The 15,687-nt window shown below is 70.8% G+C and carries 15 protein-coding genes; 9 read left to right on the top strand and 6 right to left on the bottom strand.

The features are described 5' to 3' along the window. Position 1: 1 nt before the first annotated feature. Positions 2-862, bottom strand: a complete 861-nt coding sequence (locus OG219_RS11850) for a hypothetical protein (RefSeq protein WP_266825643.1) — start codon at positions 860-862, stop codon at positions 2-4. Continuing rightward, positions 859-1,425: a SigE family RNA polymerase sigma factor gene (locus tag OG219_RS11845; RefSeq protein ID WP_266825641.1), complete on the bottom strand. Its 567-nt coding sequence runs from the start codon at positions 1,423-1,425 to the stop codon at positions 859-861. The genes OG219_RS11850 and OG219_RS11845 overlap by 4 nt, the downstream gene beginning before the upstream one ends. A gap of 256 nt (positions 1,426-1,681) precedes the next feature. Between OG219_RS11845 and OG219_RS11840 the strand changes: the two genes are divergently transcribed. Next, positions 1,682-3,133, top strand: a complete 1,452-nt coding sequence (locus tag OG219_RS11840; protein ID WP_266825639.1) for an NCS2 family permease — start codon at positions 1,682-1,684, stop codon at positions 3,131-3,133. Positions 3,134-3,214: 81 nt separating this feature from the next. On the opposite strand, the gene OG219_RS11835 is transcribed toward OG219_RS11840, so the two are convergent. After that, a complete protein-coding gene (locus tag OG219_RS11835; RefSeq protein ID WP_266825637.1) occupies positions 3,215-4,663 on the bottom strand; it encodes a penicillin-binding protein 2 in 1,449 nt (482 codons plus the stop codon). Between the two features lie 101 nt (positions 4,664-4,764). Continuing rightward, positions 4,765-5,538, bottom strand: a complete 774-nt coding sequence (locus OG219_RS11830) for an IclR family transcriptional regulator (protein WP_266466091.1) — start codon at positions 5,536-5,538, stop codon at positions 4,765-4,767. 132 nt (positions 5,539-5,670) lie between these two features. On the opposite strand from OG219_RS11830, the gene OG219_RS11825 reads away from it, so the two are divergent. Together OG219_RS11825 and OG219_RS11820 are read left to right on the top strand one after the other, a co-directional pair. Beyond that, positions 5,671-7,200 (top strand): aldehyde dehydrogenase (NADP(+)), encoded by a 1,530-nt coding sequence (locus tag OG219_RS11825; protein ID WP_266825635.1) that lies wholly within the window; start codon positions 5,671-5,673, stop codon positions 7,198-7,200. A gap of 48 nt (positions 7,201-7,248) precedes the next feature. Next, entirely contained in the window at positions 7,249-7,857 is a 609-nt protein-coding gene (locus tag OG219_RS11820) for a DUF1349 domain-containing protein (protein WP_266825633.1), read from the top strand. A gap of 196 nt (positions 7,858-8,053) precedes the next feature. On the opposite strand, the gene OG219_RS11815 is transcribed toward OG219_RS11820, so the two are convergent. Beyond that, complete coding sequence (locus tag OG219_RS11815) at positions 8,054-9,433, bottom strand: MFS transporter (RefSeq protein WP_266825631.1); 1,380 nt, start codon at positions 9,431-9,433, stop codon at positions 8,054-8,056. A gap of 172 nt (positions 9,434-9,605) precedes the next feature. On the opposite strand from OG219_RS11815, the gene OG219_RS11810 reads away from it, so the two are divergent. The 6 genes from OG219_RS11810 to OG219_RS11785 all read left to right on the top strand — a co-directional run bounded on the left by OG219_RS11810 (position 9,606) and on the right by OG219_RS11785 (position 14,762). Continuing rightward, positions 9,606-10,544 carry a GlxA family transcriptional regulator gene (locus tag OG219_RS11810; protein WP_266836071.1) on the top strand — a complete coding sequence of 313 codons (939 nt, stop codon included), beginning with the start codon at positions 9,606-9,608 and terminating at the stop codon, positions 10,542-10,544. Continuing rightward, on the top strand, positions 10,544-11,044 hold the full coding sequence (locus tag OG219_RS11805; protein ID WP_266836070.1) for a GNAT family N-acetyltransferase: 501 nt from the start codon (positions 10,544-10,546) through the stop codon (positions 11,042-11,044). The genes OG219_RS11810 and OG219_RS11805 overlap by 1 nt, the downstream gene beginning before the upstream one ends. A 75-nt stretch (positions 11,045-11,119) precedes the next feature. Next, complete coding sequence (locus OG219_RS11800) at positions 11,120-11,839, top strand: DsbA family oxidoreductase (RefSeq protein ID WP_266825629.1); 720 nt, start codon at positions 11,120-11,122, stop codon at positions 11,837-11,839. A gap of 60 nt (positions 11,840-11,899) precedes the next feature. Then, positions 11,900-12,985, top strand: coding sequence for an aminotransferase class V-fold PLP-dependent enzyme (locus OG219_RS11795; RefSeq protein WP_266825627.1), 1,086 nt, complete (start codon positions 11,900-11,902; stop codon positions 12,983-12,985). 54 nt (positions 12,986-13,039) lie between these two features. Continuing rightward, positions 13,040-13,636 carry an RNA polymerase sigma factor gene (locus OG219_RS11790; RefSeq protein ID WP_266466118.1) on the top strand — a complete coding sequence of 199 codons (597 nt, stop codon included), beginning with the start codon at positions 13,040-13,042 and terminating at the stop codon, positions 13,634-13,636. Positions 13,637-13,739: 103 nt separating this feature from the next. Beyond that, positions 13,740-14,762 (top strand): maleylpyruvate isomerase family mycothiol-dependent enzyme, encoded by a 1,023-nt coding sequence (locus OG219_RS11785; RefSeq protein WP_266825625.1) that lies wholly within the window; start codon positions 13,740-13,742, stop codon positions 14,760-14,762. A gap of 33 nt (positions 14,763-14,795) precedes the next feature. Here the strand turns inward: OG219_RS11785 and thpD are convergent, their stop codons facing one another. Next, positions 14,796-15,683 carry an ectoine hydroxylase gene (gene thpD, locus OG219_RS11780; protein ID WP_266825623.1) on the bottom strand — a complete coding sequence of 296 codons (888 nt, stop codon included), beginning with the start codon at positions 15,681-15,683 and terminating at the stop codon, positions 14,796-14,798. Positions 15,684-15,687 lie beyond the last annotated feature (4 nt).

Below are 15,687 nucleotides of genomic sequence, written 5' to 3'. Positions count from 1 at the left end.
CCTACGAGTCGCCCTCGTCGGTGCTCTGGCTCGCGAAGTCGCCCGCCACGTCCAGCTGTTGGTCCGCGGTCCCCGCGGTCGCCGCATAGCCGTCGTCCTTGGCGTCGCGGCCGCCGCGGTCGTGGTCGTACTGGCCCGCGAACACCCACTCGCCCGGCCAGATCGTGTGGCCCGGCTTGAGCACCCAGGTGTAGACGAGGAACCCGTCCTTCTCGACGACCGTCGTCGTGAAGTCGTCCTCGGGTGCCGATCGCCAGGCGCCGGCGTTGGTGACCCCGCCGGTCTGCTCGACCTTCAACTCGACGGTGAGCGAGGTGAGTTCCTTCGAGTTCTTGAGGGTCACATTGCTCTGCGCCCAGAACTCGTTGCTGTGCGGGTCGACCGAGCCGTCGGACCACAGCGGCCCGTCCTCGCCGCCCGCGTCGGCCGAAAGATCCGCGGCGGGCGCGGAGGTCTTCGGCGACGGGGTGGCCGACGGGGACGAACTCGGCGTCTCCTGCGGCTTCGACGCACCGGAACTGGGCGTGGGGGCGGGCGGGACCGGCGCCCGGCTCGTCGCGTCCGGCGAGACCTCGGGCGTCGGTGAGACCGCGACGGTCTGCTGCGGGGGCTCGTCCTTCACGGCCGAGGCGACCGCGTAGCCGCCCACCGCGAGAACGCCGGCGACCGCGGCCGTGGCGCTCACGACCCGGGCCCAGCCGAACACCGGCGGACGCGTCGCACGCCGCACGGGCCGGTCTTCGGCACCCGCCATCCCGCGCTCGACCCGGGCCAGGATGCGCGCGCGGTCGGGCTCGTGCGCCTCGGCCGCCTCACGCAGCCCGGCGCGCAGCTCGTCGTGCACGTCCTGCGCCTTCCTCATCGGTCCCTTCCTCCGGCTCCGCCCGTGGGCAGCACTCCCACGTGCACCCGCATCGGCGCCTCGTCGGTGCCGAGGAGCCGCTTCAGTTCGGCCATGCCCTTCGACGTCTGGCTCTTCACCGTACCGACCGAGATGCCCAGGGCTAGCGCGGTGTCCTTCTCCGAGAGGTCGAAAGCATGCCTCAGGACGACACACGCGCGCTTGCGGAACGGCAGTCTGCGCAGGGCGTCCTGGACATCCACCACGCCGGGTATGTCGGGGTTCTCCGTCTTGTCGTCGCGCTGCGACCAGAACAGGGTGATCCGCCGGCGCTCGCGCACCGCGCTGCGGATCCGGGTGCGGGCCAGGTTGGCGACCACACCGCGCGCGTACGCCGCCGGATGGTCCGCCGCGCGTACCCGGTCCCAGCGGTGCCACAGTGCGAGCAGCGCGTCGGCCGCCAGATCGTCGGCGGCGTCCGGCTCGCCCGTCAATAGGTGGGCCAGGCGGGCCAGTTCGGCGTAGTGCCGCTCGAAGAAGGCGTGGAACTCCACGGAGGCGGCGTCGTCGACGACAGTGCCCACGGGACCTCTCCTCGCTGCGACTTCCGGCGCCGGTGAAGGCGCGTGCGTATACGGCTCCCCTGTGTCACCCGTGAAGAATTGGTGTGCCCGTGGGGCGAGATGCGAGAGCGTACCAGCCACTCGTACGGAGCTTCGAACGACGTATGGCAGGCCGAACTCGATTCCGTAACACGGGGAAAACCTGAAAGCGGTTCAACGCGGGAACAATCCAGCCAGCATCCGCACACCCAGCACGCAGGCAACGAGGAGTATCGCCATGTCCGATTCCCAGAAGGTGGCCGACCGGCCAAGTGCCGCGCCACCCCCGGCGAACAGCATCGACCAGTTCTTCAAGATCTCCGCCAGGGGCTCCACCTTCGGCCGTGAGATACGCGGCGGCTTCGCCACGTTCTTCACGATGGCCTACATCCTTGTCCTGAATCCCATCATCCTGGGCAGCGCCAAGGACAAGTTCGGCCACCAGCTCGACGCGGTCCAACTGACCACCGCCACCGCCCTGGTGGCCGCGGTCATGACGATCATCATGGGCGTCGGCGGCAACCTCCCGCTCGCGCTCGCCGCGGGCCTCGGCCTCAACGCGGTCGTCGCCTTCCAGATCGCCCCGCTGATGAGCTGGGACGACGCGATGGGCCTGATCGTCCTCGAAGGCCTGCTGATCTGCGTGCTGGTGGTGACGGGGCTGCGCGAAGCCGTCATGCACGCGATTCCGCAACCGATGAAGCAGGCGATCAGCGTCGGCATCGGCCTCTTCATCGCCTTCATCGGCTTCGTCGACGCCGGGTTCGTCACCCGCATCCCGGACATCGCGCAGACCACCGTGCCGGTGCAGCTGGGCGGCACGGGCCTGCTCTCAGGGTGGCCGGTCCTCGTCTTCTGCCTCGGCGTGCTGCTGACCATCGGGCTGCTCGCGCGCAAGGTCAAGGGCGCGATCCTGATCAGCATCGTGAGCATGACGATCGTGGCGATCATCATCGACTCGATCGCCGACATCAAGAGCTGGGGCCTGACCACACCGAAGGTCCCCGACGACATCGTGGCCTCACCCGACTTCGGACTGCTCGGTCACTTCAGCCTGTTCGGCGCCTTCGGGGAAACCGGAGCCATCACCGTCGTCCTCCTTGTCTTCACCCTGGTCCTGTCCGACTTCTTCGACACCATGGGCACGGTCGTCGGCATCAGCGCCGAGGCGGGCCTCCTCGACGAGGAGGGCAAGGTGCCCAACCTCGGCCGCGTGCTGCTCATCGACGGCGCCGCCGCGGTCGCCGGCGGCGCGGCCTCGGCGTCCTCCTCGACCTCGTACATCGAGTCGGCGGCGGGTGTCGGCGAGGGCTCCCGCACCGGCTTCTCGAACCTGGTCACCGGCGGGCTCTTCGCGTTCGCGCTCTTCCTGACCCCACTGCTCACGATCGTGCCGCTGCAGGCCGCCGCGCCCGCGCTCGTCGCGGTCGGGTTCCTGATGATGACGCAGGTCAAGCACATCGACTGGGACAAGTACGAGATCGCCATCCCCGCGTTCCTGACCATCGCGGTCATGCCGTTCACGTACTCGATCACCAACGGGATCGGCGCCGGGTTCCTGGCGTACGTCCTGATCAAGACGGTCCTCGGGAAGGCCAAGGAGGTGCACTGGCTGCTGTGGGGAGCTTCGGCGCTGTTCCTGGTGTACTTCGCGATCGACCCGCTTGAGCAGTTGTTCGGCGTGAAGTGACGCGCAAGCTCGGCATCGAATGACGTGAAGGGCCGCCCTCCAGGGGTGCGAGGGCGGCCCTTCCGTACACGTGGTGGCTGCTCAGTCCTTGAGCGCCGCCTGCATCATCGCCTTGGCCACCGGCGCCGCGAGGCCGTTGCCGCTGACCTCCGAGCGGGCCGCGTCCGACTGCTCGACCAGGACCGCCACGGCGACCTCCTTGTCGTTCGAGTCGGACTTCGCGTACGACGTGAACCAGGCGTACGGCGTCTGGCTGTTGTTCTCGCCGTGCTGGGCCGTACCGGTCTTGCCGCCCACGGTCGCGCCGGAGATCTGCGCGTTCGTGCCCGTGCCGTCCTCGACGACCGTCTGCATCGCGGACTGGAGCTGCTGGGCCGTGGAGGAGCTGACGATCTCCTTGGTCTCCGTGCTGTCGTCGTAGTTCGTCAGCACATTGCCGTCGGAGTCACTGGTCTGCGACACCATGTGCGGCGTGACCAGCTTGCCGTCGTTCGCTATGGCGGCCGACACCATGGCCATCTGGAGCGGGGTCGCGGTCACATCGAACTGGCCGATGCCGGTGAGCGCGGTGGACGACTTGTCCATGTCGGACGGATACACGCTGGTGTACGCCCGCACCGGCACGTCCTGCGACTCGTCGTTGAAGCCGAACTTCTCGGCCTGTGTCTTCAGCTTGTCCTGGCCCAGGTCGACGGCCATCTTCGCGAAGACGTTGTTGCACGAGTACTGCAGCGCCACCCGGATCGAGGCGTTCTCGCAGGGCGCCGACGCGTTCTCGTTCGCCAGCTCCGTGGTCGTGTCCGGCAGCGTGTACGGGTTCGGGCTGTCCGTCTTCGCGTCCACGTCCGAGTACAGCCCGTCCTCCAACGCGGCCGCCGCGACGACCAGCTTGAACGTCGAGCCCGGCGGCAGCGGCTGGCGCAGCGCCCGGTTCGTCATCGGCTTGTCCGCGTCCTTGGTCAGCGTCGTCCAGGCGTCCGTGTCGCCCGCGCTGAGCTGCGAGGGGTCGTACGACGGGGTGGAGACCACCGCGAGGATCTTTCCGGTCGTCGGGTCGATCGCGACGGCCGCGCCCTTCTTGTCGCCGAGGGCCTCGTACGCCGCCTTCTGTACATCCGGGTCGATCGTCGTGACCACGTCACCCGGGTCGGCGCGCTTGTTGGTGATCGTGTCCAGCGGGGTCTTCAGCTGGATGTCCGTGCCGTCGAGCAGGTCCTGGTAGATGCCCTCCAGCTGCGTCGCCCCGTACACCTGCGAGCTGTAGCCGGTCACCGCCGCGTACAGACTGCCGTCCGTGTACGTGCGCTTGTACTTGAGGTCTCCCGTCGTCTCCGCCGAACCGGTGATCGCGTCTCCGGCCACGATGATGTTCCCGAGCGGGTTCGCGTACTGCTCGATCGCGTTCCGCCGGTTGTCCTTGTCGTCCGCGAGCGCCTGGCCTTCGTAGAACTGCACCCATGTCGCCCTGACCAGCAGGGCGAGCACGAGCAGCAGAGTGAAGACGGCGGACCGCCTGATCGTCTTGTTCATCCCGCTCAGAAAGACGAGCGGGCGGGAGGGAATCGTTCCCTTCCGCCCGCATTTCTCATACACCGTTCATGAAGCCCGCCGTCCGTGAGCGGGCTCCCCGGTCATAGCCTCCGCGTCGCCAGCGTCAGGCGGTCGCGGGCGTCGAACAGCGCGTCCTTCACCATCTGCTCATGCGCGGGGGTCAGGCGCGCCACGGGCACCGAGCAGCTGATCGCGTCGCGGGCGGGCGTCCGGTACGGGATGGCGACGCCGAAGCAGCGCAGGCCAAGCGTGTTCTCCTCGCGGTCCACGGCGAAGCCCTGCTCCCGGACCTGGTGCAGCTCCTGGATGAGCTTCTCCCGGTCGGTGATCGTGTGCTCGGTGAGCGCCGGCAGGGTCTCGGGGAGCAGCTTGCGGACCTGCTCGTCGGTGTGGGTGGCGAGCAGCGCCTTGCCGAGCGAGGTCGAGTGCGCCGGGAGGCGGCGGCCGACCCGGGTGAAGGGGCGCAGATAGTGCTGCGACTGCCGGGTGGCGAGGTAGACGACGTTCGTGCCGTCCAGGCGGGCCAGGTGGATGGTCTCCGTCGTGTCGTCGGAGAGGCGGTCAAGGGTCGGGCGGGCCGCGGCGACCACCTCGTCGCCGTCGATGTACGAGGTGCCGACAAGCAGGGCCCGTACGCCGATGCCGTACCGCGTGCCCGTCGCGTCCGTCTCGACCCAGCCGAGCTCCACGAGCGTGCGCAGCAGCATGTACAGGCTGGACTTCGGATAGCCGACGGCCTCCTGCACGGAGGCGAGGGAGTGCATACCGGGCCGGCCGGCGAAGTACTCGAGCAATTCAACGGTCCGCACCGCGGACTTGACCTGCGCCCCGCCGCCTGTCTCGACTGCCGACATCGCCCTTGACCCCTTCGTTGGACGGGAAATAGTCTCCAACAGCATATTCACCATCAGAGACAGCGTTCAGCATATCGAACGCCCCTGGTGAGTGACACAGAACTGCGGCATCACATCTTGGAGGGACCCGCGGTGGCAGCAGCACCAGTCTGGAGTGTCGACCCCCGAACCGGGAAGCAGCGGGAACAGGTTGCGGTGGAGGCCACAGCCCAGGAGGTCGACGAGGCCGTCCGCGCCGCGCACGCCGCGCGCCCCGCCCTCGCCGACCGCACGGTACGCGCCGCCTTCCTGCGCACCGCCGCCGACCTGCTCGAAGGCTCCAAGGACCACCTCGTCGAGGCCGCGGACGCGGAGAGCGCGCTCGGCCCGGTCCGGCTCACCGGCGAACTCGCCCGCACCTGCTACCAGTTGCGGGCCTTCGCCACCATCGTCGACGAGGGCGCCTTCCTCGACGTCGTGATCAACCACCCCGACGACACCGCGACCCCGCCGATCCCGGACCTGCGCCGCTACAAGGTGCCGCTGGGCGTCGTCGCCGTCTACTCCGCGTCGAACTTCCCCTTCGCCTTCTCGGTCGCCGGCGGCGACACCGCGAGCGCGCTGGCGGCGGGCTGCCCGGTCGTCGTCAAGGCCCACCCGGACCACCCGGGGCTCTCCGAGCTGGTCGCGGCCGTACTGCGCCGGGCCGCCGCCCGGCACGACATCCCCGCGGGCGTCGTGGGCCTGGTCCACGGCTTCGAGGCGGGCGTCGAACTGGTCAGGCACCCGCTGATCTCGGCGGCGGGCTTCACCGGTTCCGTACGCGGCGGCCGTGCCCTCTTCGACGCGGCGGCCGCGCGCCCCGTGCCGATTCCCTTCCACGGCGAGCTGGGATCCCTCAACCCCGTCGTGGTCACCGAGGCCGCGGCGGCCGAGCGCGCCGAGGCGATCGGTGCCGGGCTCGCGGGCTCGATGACCCTGGGCGTCGGCCAGTTCTGCGTGAAGCCGGGGCTCGTCCTCGCCCCCGCGAGCGCGGCGGGCGACCGGTTCGTCAAGTCCCTCACGGACGCGGTCAGCGACACCGACGCGGGCGTCCTGCTCGACCACCGCATGCGCGACAACTTCATCGCCGGTGTCGCCGAGCGCGCCCAGCTCCCCGACGTGGACGCCCCGGTGACCCCGGGCGCCGGCAGCGAGCACACGGTGAGCCCCGGCTTCCTGACCGTGCCCGCGCGGAAGCTTGCCACCGAGGGTGAGCACGACCTGCTCCTGGAGGAGTGCTTCGGCCCGCTCACCGTGGTCGCGCGCTACGAGGACGAGGCCGAGGCCAGCGCGGTCCTCTCCCGTCTCCCCGGCAACCTCACCGCGACCGTGCAGCTCTCCACCGAGGAGGCGGCGGGCAAGGGGCGCGGCGCGGAGATCCTCGCCGAGCTGACCCCGCTCGCGGGCCGTGTCCTGGTCAACGGCTGGCCGACCGGCGTCGCGGTCGCTCCCGCCCAGCACCACGGCGGCCCGTACCCGGCGACGACGTCCACCTCGACCTCCGTCGGCGGTACGGCCATCGAGCGCTGGCTGCGTCCGGTGGCGTACCAGAACGCGCCCGAGGCGCTGCTGCCGCGGGAGCTCCGGGACGACAACCCGCTGGGGCTGCCGCGCCGTTACGACGGCCGGCTGGAACGCTGAGTGAGAGCCGCCCGGGACACGCCAGGGCAGGCCTGGGACACTCGGCGGATGGACGTCGAACTTCCCGAACTCCCGTTCCGGCTTCGCACCTACGGGCCTGACGGTCACTGGTCCTACGAGGACGGGGTGCTCACCGGCTGGGCGGGCGCGCGGCAGGACCGCTTCGTGCCGCCCACCGGTGAGGCTCTGGACGCCGCCTCCGACGCGCCTCGCCTGCTCGGTGCGCCGGAGGGCGACTTCCAGCTGATCGCGCGGGTCACCGTCGGTTTCTCGGGCTCCTTCGATGCGGGCGTGCTCTACGTCCACGTGGGGGAGCGGGCCTGGGCGAAGCTCTGCCTGGAGTACTCCCCGGATGTCCCCACCGTCTGCACGGTGGTCACCCGGGGGCACTCCGACGACGCCAACTCCTTCACCGTCGACGGCAGTTCCGTCTGGCTCCGCATCAGCCGCACCGGCCGCGCCTTCGCGTTCCACGCCTCTCGCGACGGCGCCCACTGGACCTTCGTCCGCCTCTTCACTCTCGGCGACGAGAAGGAGACCGGGGCTGCTCTGGTCGGCTTCATGACTCAGTCCCCCATGGGGGAGGGCTGCGTGGTGACGTACGACGGGATCGAGTTCCGGCCGAACTGGCCGCGGGACTTGAGAGACGGAAGCTGATTTCGCCCCCTCCGCCCCTACCCGTCCCGTACCTGGGGGCTGCCGCCCCCAGACCCCCGCTTTCGGCCTGGACGGCCTCGTCCTCAATCGCCGGACGGGCTGGAGATAGCCTCTCCGGCGTTTGAGGAGCGGGGGTTTGGGGGCGGAGCCCCCAAGTGACGGGAATGGGTAGGGGCGGAGGGGGCGAAACAACTCCCTAGCGCGCCACCCGCAACCCCACCGAAGCCACCGCCGTCGCAGCCAGCGCCCCCGCACTCAACGCAAGACTCACCCGCAACCCCGCCTCGAACCCCCCGGACACGAGCGACCCGAACGCAGCGATGGCAAGCCCCCCGGAGACCTGCCGGGCCGAGTTGAGGACCCCCGCCGCCAGCCCCGCCCGGTCGGAGGGCACCGCATCCATCATCACCGCCGTCAACGGCGGAATCGTCAACGCGCACCCCAGAGCCATCGGCACGAGAAGCACAGCCACCACCACAGGCGGGGTGGACGCGTCGATGTACAGCAGGACCAGCAGCCCCACCACCGCCAGCGACTGACCGAGGACCATCGGCAAACGCGGCCCGAACCGCCCCGCCAGCTTCCCCGCCGTGATGTTGGTGACGGCGATGAGCCCGGTCATCGGGAGGAACATCAACCCCGCGTACAGCGCCGAACTCCCCTGGACCTGCTGGAAGAACAGGGAGAAGAGGAACACCACGCCGTAGAAGGCCACGCTGCACGCCGCCCCCGCCGCGACGGCCACACTCACGTTCCGGCAGCGGAACAGCCCCAGCGGCACGACCGGATGCGCCTGCCGCGCCTCGACCCGGACGAAGACCAGACCCGCGCCCACGGCCACCACCAGCGAGACCACGCCCGCCGTACCGCCCTCGATGACCGCGAAGGTCACCGCCGTGAGGGTCACGACCGCCGCCAGCTGTCCGGGCAGGTCCAGCGGCGCGGGCCGGCGCTCCGAAGCAGGCGCCCGGACAAGGAGCGCCAGCGCCACCGCCCCCAACGGCACATTGATGAAGAAGATCCCCCGCCAGTCCCACACCGTGGTCAGCGCACCGCCCGCCACCGGCCCGAGCGCCACCGCGACCGACCCGCCCGCCGCCCACAGGGCAACGGCGCGTGCCCGCTTCGCGGCATCCGCGTACGCCTGCCGCACCAGCGCGAGCGAGGCCGGCAGCACCACGGCCGCGGCGGCGCCCTGTACGACGCGCGCACCGACCAGCACCGGCAGACTCGGCGCGAGCCCGCAGGCCACGGACGCCAGAGTGAACACCGTGATCCCGATCCCGTACGCGCGGCTCGCCCCGGCCCGGTCCGAGAACGCCCCGGTGGACAGCATCAGCGCCGCGAAGGACAGCGTGTACGCGTCCACGACCCACTGCAGTCCCGACATCCCGGCCCCGAGCGTCGCCCCGATCGACGGCAGCGCCACGTTGACGACGGACGCGTCGAGTGTGATCAGCGCGAAGCCGAGGAGGGCGGCGGTGAGCGTGAGGGCGGGGGAGCGCCCCAACTTGGCGGAAGCATCGAGGACTTGATGGGTGGGAGACCCGGTTTCGGTGGTCTGGTTGGTCGACATGCCTCCATGCTGCGGATCTGCGCGGCGGTACAGTAGTGGCCTGAATGCCATACGTCCGGAGGTTCTGGCCATGGCCCGATCGACCACCTCGACCACCTCGACTCCTTCGAGCCCCTCGACCCGGTCGAGCGGCCCCCGCCGCGTGGCCGTCGTCGCGGCGACGCCCGTCTCGATGTTCAACCTGGCCATCCCGGAACTCCTGCTTGACAAGGTCGAGGTCGACGGTGGTCCGGGCTACGAAGTGGTCATCTGCGCCCCGGAACCGGGCCCGGTCCCCACCACCGGCGGCCTCGACCTGTACGTTCGGCACGGTCTCGACGTCGTGCGGGACGCGGACATGGTCGTGATCGTGGGCACCGGGCAGCGGTACACGCCCGACCCGCGAACGGTCGGGGCGGTGCGGGAGGCAGCCGCCGCGGGCAAGCGGATCGCGTCCATCTGCAGCGGCGCGTTCGTGCTCGCCGAGGCGGGCCTGCTGGACGGCCGCCGGGCCACGACCTACTGGAACCAGGCCGAGGAACTGCGCAGGCGGTACCCGCGGATCGACCTCACGGACGACGTCCTCTATGTGCAGGACGGTCAGATCATGACGTCGTCCGGGTACGCCGCCGGAATCGACCTCTGCCTCCACATCGTCCGCACCGACTACGGCGCCGCCGTCGCCAACGAGGTGGCCCGCACCGCGCTGGTCGCCCCCGTACGGCCAGGTGGCCAGACCCAGTTCACCCAGACACCGCTGCCGCCCGAGCGCGGCACCGCCTGCGCCGACACCCGCGGCTGGGCGATGCGCAACCTCGACAAGCCGCTCACCCTCACCGACCTGGCCCGCCACGCCGGCGTCAGCGTGCGCACCCTCACCCGCCGCTTCCACGCCGAGAGCGGCGTCAGCCCTCTCCAGTGGCTCCTCCACCAGCGCATCGAACGCGCCAAGGAACTCCTGGAAACGACGCACCTGCCCATGGACCAGGTCGCTCACGCCAGCGGCCTGGGCACCGCCGACTCGCTCCGCGCCCATCTGGTCCGGCGTGCCGGTCTGACGCCCAGCGCGTACCGCACCCAGTTCAGCCGCCTCGGAACCACACCGGAGTCGGTCACGTCCTCCGCTGCGTGATCAGAACCCACCGCACCCTCGGTTCCCTGCTGATCAGGACCGCCCTGCCCAGCGAGGCCACCGCCATCGCCGAGCTGCATACCCGGGCCCGCGCCACCTACTATCCGGACGGCCTGCCGCAGGACGGCTTCGACTGGCCCGCGCGCTGGCGTGGCGCCATCGAGCGCCCGGACGGCCACGTCCTGTGCGCGGTGCGCGACGGACATCTCGTGGGCATCGCCTCCTTCCGCACCGCCGAGAACGACCCCGCCGACACCGTGACCCTCTTCCAGTTCCACGTCGACCCGGACCACTGGAGGACCGGCATCGGCGCGGACCTGCACGCGGCCTGCGTGGAGGAGTGGCAGGCCGACGGGAAGCGCACCGCCACCCTCGACGTGCACGTCGACAACGAGCGCGCCCAGGCCTTCTACGCCCGTCAGGGCTGGGCCCGGGACCGGGATCCCGTGGCGGGCGAGCACCATGTGACGCTCGGTTTCACGGTGAGCACGGGGGAATGAGCCGCGCCGCTTGAACGTTCACACAGTGAGCGGAGGGCGCCTCCGTACCCGTACGACCTGGAAAGAGCCGAAGACATGCGCGTCGAGATCTGGAGCGACATCGCCTGCCCCTGGTGCTACGTGGGCAAGGCCCGCTTCGAGAAGGCGCTCGACGCCTTCCCGCACCGCGACCAGGTCGAGGTGGTGCACCGTTCCTTCGAGCTCGACCCGAACCGGGACAAGGGCGACATCCAGCCGGTCTTGAAGATGCTGACCAAGAAGTACGGCATGAGCGAGGCGCAGGCGCAGGCCGGCGAGGAGAACCTGGGCACGCAGGCCGCCGCCGAGGGGCTCGAGTACCGCACCCGGGACCGCGACCACGGCAACACCTTCGACATGCACCGCCTGCTCCACTTCGCCAAGGCGCAGGGCAGGCAGGACGAGCTGATCGGCGCCCTCTACCGGGCGAACTTCGCCGAGGAGCGGTCCGTCTTCGGTGACGACGAGCGGCTCGTGGAGCTGGCCGTCGCCGCCGGGCTCGACAAGGACGCGGCCCGCGAGGTGCTCGCCGACCCCGCCGCGTACGCCGACGACGTGCGCGCCGACGAGCGCGAGGCCGCCGAGCTGGGCGCGAACGGCGTGCCCTTCTTCGTCCTCGACCGCAAGTACGGCGTGTCCGGCGCCCAGCCCGCCGAGGTCTTCGCCCAGGCGCTGACGCAGGCGTGGGGCGAACGCCCGCCGCTGAAGCTGATCCAGCAGGCCTCCGACGACTCCGAGGTCTGCGGACCGGACGGGTGCGCCGTACCGCAGAACTGAAAAGCGCAGGTCGGAGGACATGTATAAGCAGTCCTTGGCGGATCCACGTAGAAATCGGCAATGGACGGGGAGTTCACGGGGCCGCAGAGTGGTCGTATGGAGACCTTCGAGACTCTCGTACGTGCCGAGTTCACCCCGAAGAACACCTACCTGAACACCGCGAGCACCGGGCTGCTCCCGGTCCGCGCGGTGGACGCCATGCGGGCCGGCGTCGAGTCCGTGGCGGCAGGGCAGCCGCAGGACATGTTCGCGGACGTGGAGGCGGCCAGGGCCGCCTTCGCACGACTGGTCGGCGTCCCGGACCGCAGGGTCGCGGCCGGGGCCTCGGTCGCCGTCTACACCGGCCTGATCGCCGCCTCGCTCCCCGAGGGCGCCGAAGTCCTCACCGCGGAGGCCGACTTCACGTCCGTCGTGAACCCGTTCCACATGCGCCGCGACCTCAAGGTACGCACGGTGCCGCTGGAGCGGATGGCCGAGTCGGTGCGCCCGGACACGGCGCTCGTCGCGGTCAGCGCCGCACAGTCCGCCGACGGACGCATCGCCGACCTGCCGGCGATCCGTGAGTCCGCGCGCGAGCACGGGGCCCGTACGTACGTCGACGTGTCCCAGGCCGCCGGATGGCTGCCGATCGAGGCGGACGCGTACGACTACGTCTCCTCCGTCGCCTTCAAGTGGCTCGTGTGCCCGCGCGGAGTGGCCTTCCTGGTCGTTCCGGAGGACCTCGGCGGGCTCATCCCGGTCTTCGCCGGCTGGGTCGCGGGCGAGCATCCCTGGGACAGCTGCTACGGCCCCGTCGAGGAACTCGCCCACTCCGCACGGCGGTTCGACGAGAGCCCGAGCCTCTTCTCGTACGCGGGCGCCCGGCACTCCCTCGAACTGATCGAGGAACTGGGCGTCGACACCGTACGCGCCCATGACCTCGGCCTCGCCGACCGCTTCCGCGCGGGCCTGCACGGACTGGGTCACGAACCCGTCGCCGCCCCCGGCTCGGCCATCGTCTCCGTGCCCGGACTCGGCCGCCTCCAGCCCGAGTTGAGCCGAGCCGGAGTGGAAGTCTCGGACCGGGCGGGCAACTTGAGGGCCGCCTTCCACCTGTACAACACCGCCGCCGATGTCGACCGACTGCTGGACGTCCTGTCCGGCTGAGCGCCTTGCCCACTGGCGCGGGGTGCGCGGGGGCGCTAGGAAGGGCACCACGAGGTGGTGGTGCCGGTGGAACCTACGCTCGCGGACGCCGAGTTGCATCGGCGGCTGGTGTACGGGGACGAGTCCGCGCTCGGCGAGGTGTACGCCGCGTACGGCGCGCTCGTGCGAGGGGTGGCCGTCCGGGTCACCCGCAGCCCGGCCGCCGCCGACGATGTCGCGCAGGAGGTCTTCGCGCAGCTGTGGAGCAGGCCGTACGCCTTCGACGCGCGCCGCGGCTCGCTGCGCACCTGGCTGTCCATGCTCGCCCACCGGCGGGCCGTGGACTGGGTGCGAAGCGAGGCCCGGCACCGCAAGGACGTCCGCGCGGACGACTCGGCGCTGCACGCCATCCCCGACGCCGCGCCCGGCCCCGACGAGACGGTCGTCGACCGGGAACGCTCGCTGCTCCTGCACACCGCCCTCGCCGAACTCCCGGGACCCCAGCGCGAAGTGGTCCACCTCGCCTATTTCGCGGGCCGCACCTACCGCCAGGCCGCGGTGGAGCTCGGCATACCCGAGGGCACTGCCAAGACCCGGCTGCGCTCGGCCCTGCGCAAGCTCGCGGAGTCCCTTGCCGATCCACCGGATCCGGCACTGGAAAGGGGTGCGTGATGGCGGCGGGGGTGGCTCCGGGCGGGCCTGGCGTGCGTATGGTGGGCTCAGCGGGGCGAGGTGCGGCCGCCATGCCGGCCATGTCCCGGAAGGGCGGCATGTGATGAGCACCGAGCACGAAGACGTACGGGACCTGCTGGCGGCCTGGGCCTTCGGCGCGCTGCCGGCCGCCGAACGGCGGACGGTCCCCGCGCATCTCGCCGACTGCGAGTCCTGCGCGGCGGAGGCGGAACGGCTGCGGGAGACGGTCCGGATCCTGGACGGGCCCCCGGGAGCAGCCAACGGCTCACAGGAGTCCGGGAGCGCACTCGCCCTCGCCCTGCGCACCCGGCCCGCGGCGCCCCGGGTGGCCCCGCACGCCGCCCCCTACGCCGCCGCGGTCGCCGGACTGCAGTCGCTGCTACGGGAGTTGGACGGACACGGACCGTGGAGTACGCCGGTCGTGCACGACTGGGACGTGCACAGCACCGTCGCCCACCTGATCGCCGCCGACGAGCCGTTGGCCACCAAACTCGGCCTCGACGCGCATGTGCCGGCATCGGCGCCCGTGCCGGAGGGGACGCGATGGGAGGACGTCTGGGCCGCGCGGAGCGCCGACGTGATCGCGTACGAGCAGGGGCGTACGCCCGAGGAGACCGTCGCCGCGTGGAGTGCGCGCGCCGGGGCGCTCCTCGCCACGCCCGAGGCCAGGGACTCCGAACTGGCCTCCGTCGCCACGACGTTGATGGGTGTACGGCTGCCCGTCGCGGACCACTTCGTCGTGCGGGCCTTCGAGGCGTGGATCCACACCGACGACATCGGGCGCGCCCTCGGGCTCCCCGTGCCCCCGCCGCCGGATCCGCACCTGTGGCAGCTCGTCCGCCTCGCCGTCCGCATCCTCGGCATGGCGCTGGGGTCCGCGGCGCCCCCGGTGCTGTTCGCGGTGACCGGGGCAGGCACCGACGCCCAGTGGGTGCTGGGCTCCGAGGACGAGCCCGTACGGGCCGAACTCGTCCTGGATCCCGTCGACTTCTGCCTGCTGGTGGGCGGCCGGTACACACCCGAGGACGTACCGCGGGGCGCGGTGGGGGACGACGCCGCCGTCGCCAACGTACTGACGAGGGCGGCGTCACTGGCCTGGCTGTAGTTCACCTCACCGGTGGCTCACCGCACAGGCGACTCACTTCACCGGCGTGAAGTCCCTGGCCCCGATGAACTCCGGCCGCCGCACCGGCGCCGCGAACGGCTCCACGGCCGCGTTCTCCACACTGTTGAACACGATGAAGACGTTGCTGCGCGGGAACGGGGTGATGTTGTCCCCCGAGCCATGCATGCAGTTGCAGTCGAACCAGGTCGCCGAACCGGCCCTGCCCGTGAAGAGTTTGATGCCGTGCCGGGTGGCGAACCGGGTCAGGGCCTCGTCGGAGGGCGTGCCCGCGTCCTGCATCTGGAGCGACTGCTTGTAGTTGTCCTTCGGCGTGGCCCCCGCACACCCGAGGAACGTCTTGTGCGACCCCGGCATGATCATGAGGCCGCCGTTGGTGTCGTAGTTCTCGGTCAGCGCGATCGACACGGACACGGTCCGCATGTTCGGCAGACCGTCCTCGGCGTGCCAGGTCTCGAAGTCCGAGTGCCAGTAGAAGCCGCTCGCCCCGAAGCCGGGCTTGACGTTGATCCGCGACTGGTGGACGTACACGTCGGAGCCGAGGATCTGCCGGGCCCGGCCGACGACCCGTTCGTCGCGCACCAGGCGGGCGAAGACCTCGCTGATCCGGTGCACCTCGAAGACGGACCGGATCTCCTGCGACTTCGGCTCGACGATGGACCGCTCGTCGGCGCGGATCGCGGGATCGGTGATGATCCGCTCCAACTCCTGCCGGTAGACGGTGACTTCGTCCTCGTCGATGAGCTCCTCAACGGGGAGGAAGCCGTCGCGCTCGTACGCCTGGAGCTCGGACACCGCGATCGGGCCCGGGGTGCCGGGGGCGCCCCAGACGACCGGGTCCCGGCGGGGCGCGGACACCTCGGTGGCGCCGCGGCTCGGATAGAGATCGGTGAGCGTGGTCATGGGA

Origin of the sequence: Streptomyces sp. NBC_00038, assembly GCF_026343635.1 — a bacterium.
GTDB lineage: Bacteria > Actinomycetota > Actinomycetes > Streptomycetales > Streptomycetaceae > Streptomyces.
Note: the sequence above shows the minus strand (reverse complement) of the source record. Positions and strands in the feature narration are given on the sequence as shown.

Coding starts and splice junctions, on each gene's coding strand:
- thpD (WP_266825623.1), bottom strand. CDS start 15,683: ATGACCACGCTCACCGATCTCTATCCGAGCCGCGGCGCCACCGAGGTG.
- OG219_RS11830 (WP_266466091.1), bottom strand. CDS start 5,538: ATGTCGGCAGTCGAGACAGGCGGCGGGGCGCAGGTCAAGTCCGCGGTG.
- OG219_RS11820 (WP_266825633.1), top strand. CDS start 7,249: ATGGACGTCGAACTTCCCGAACTCCCGTTCCGGCTTCGCACCTACGGG.
- OG219_RS11810 (WP_266836071.1), top strand. CDS start 9,606: ATGTTCAACCTGGCCATCCCGGAACTCCTGCTTGACAAGGTCGAGGTC.
- OG219_RS11785 (WP_266825625.1), top strand. CDS start 13,740: ATGAGCACCGAGCACGAAGACGTACGGGACCTGCTGGCGGCCTGGGCC.
- OG219_RS11835 (WP_266825637.1), bottom strand. CDS start 4,663: ATGAACAAGACGATCAGGCGGTCCGCCGTCTTCACTCTGCTGCTCGTG.
- OG219_RS11850 (WP_266825643.1), bottom strand. CDS start 862: ATGAGGAAGGCGCAGGACGTGCACGACGAGCTGCGCGCCGGGCTGCGT.
- OG219_RS11800 (WP_266825629.1), top strand. CDS start 11,120: ATGCGCGTCGAGATCTGGAGCGACATCGCCTGCCCCTGGTGCTACGTG.
- OG219_RS11840 (WP_266825639.1), top strand. CDS start 1,682: ATGTCCGATTCCCAGAAGGTGGCCGACCGGCCAAGTGCCGCGCCACCC.
- OG219_RS11815 (WP_266825631.1), bottom strand. CDS start 9,433: ATGTCGACCAACCAGACCACCGAAACCGGGTCTCCCACCCATCAAGTC.
- OG219_RS11795 (WP_266825627.1), top strand. CDS start 11,900: ATGGACGGGGAGTTCACGGGGCCGCAGAGTGGTCGTATGGAGACCTTC.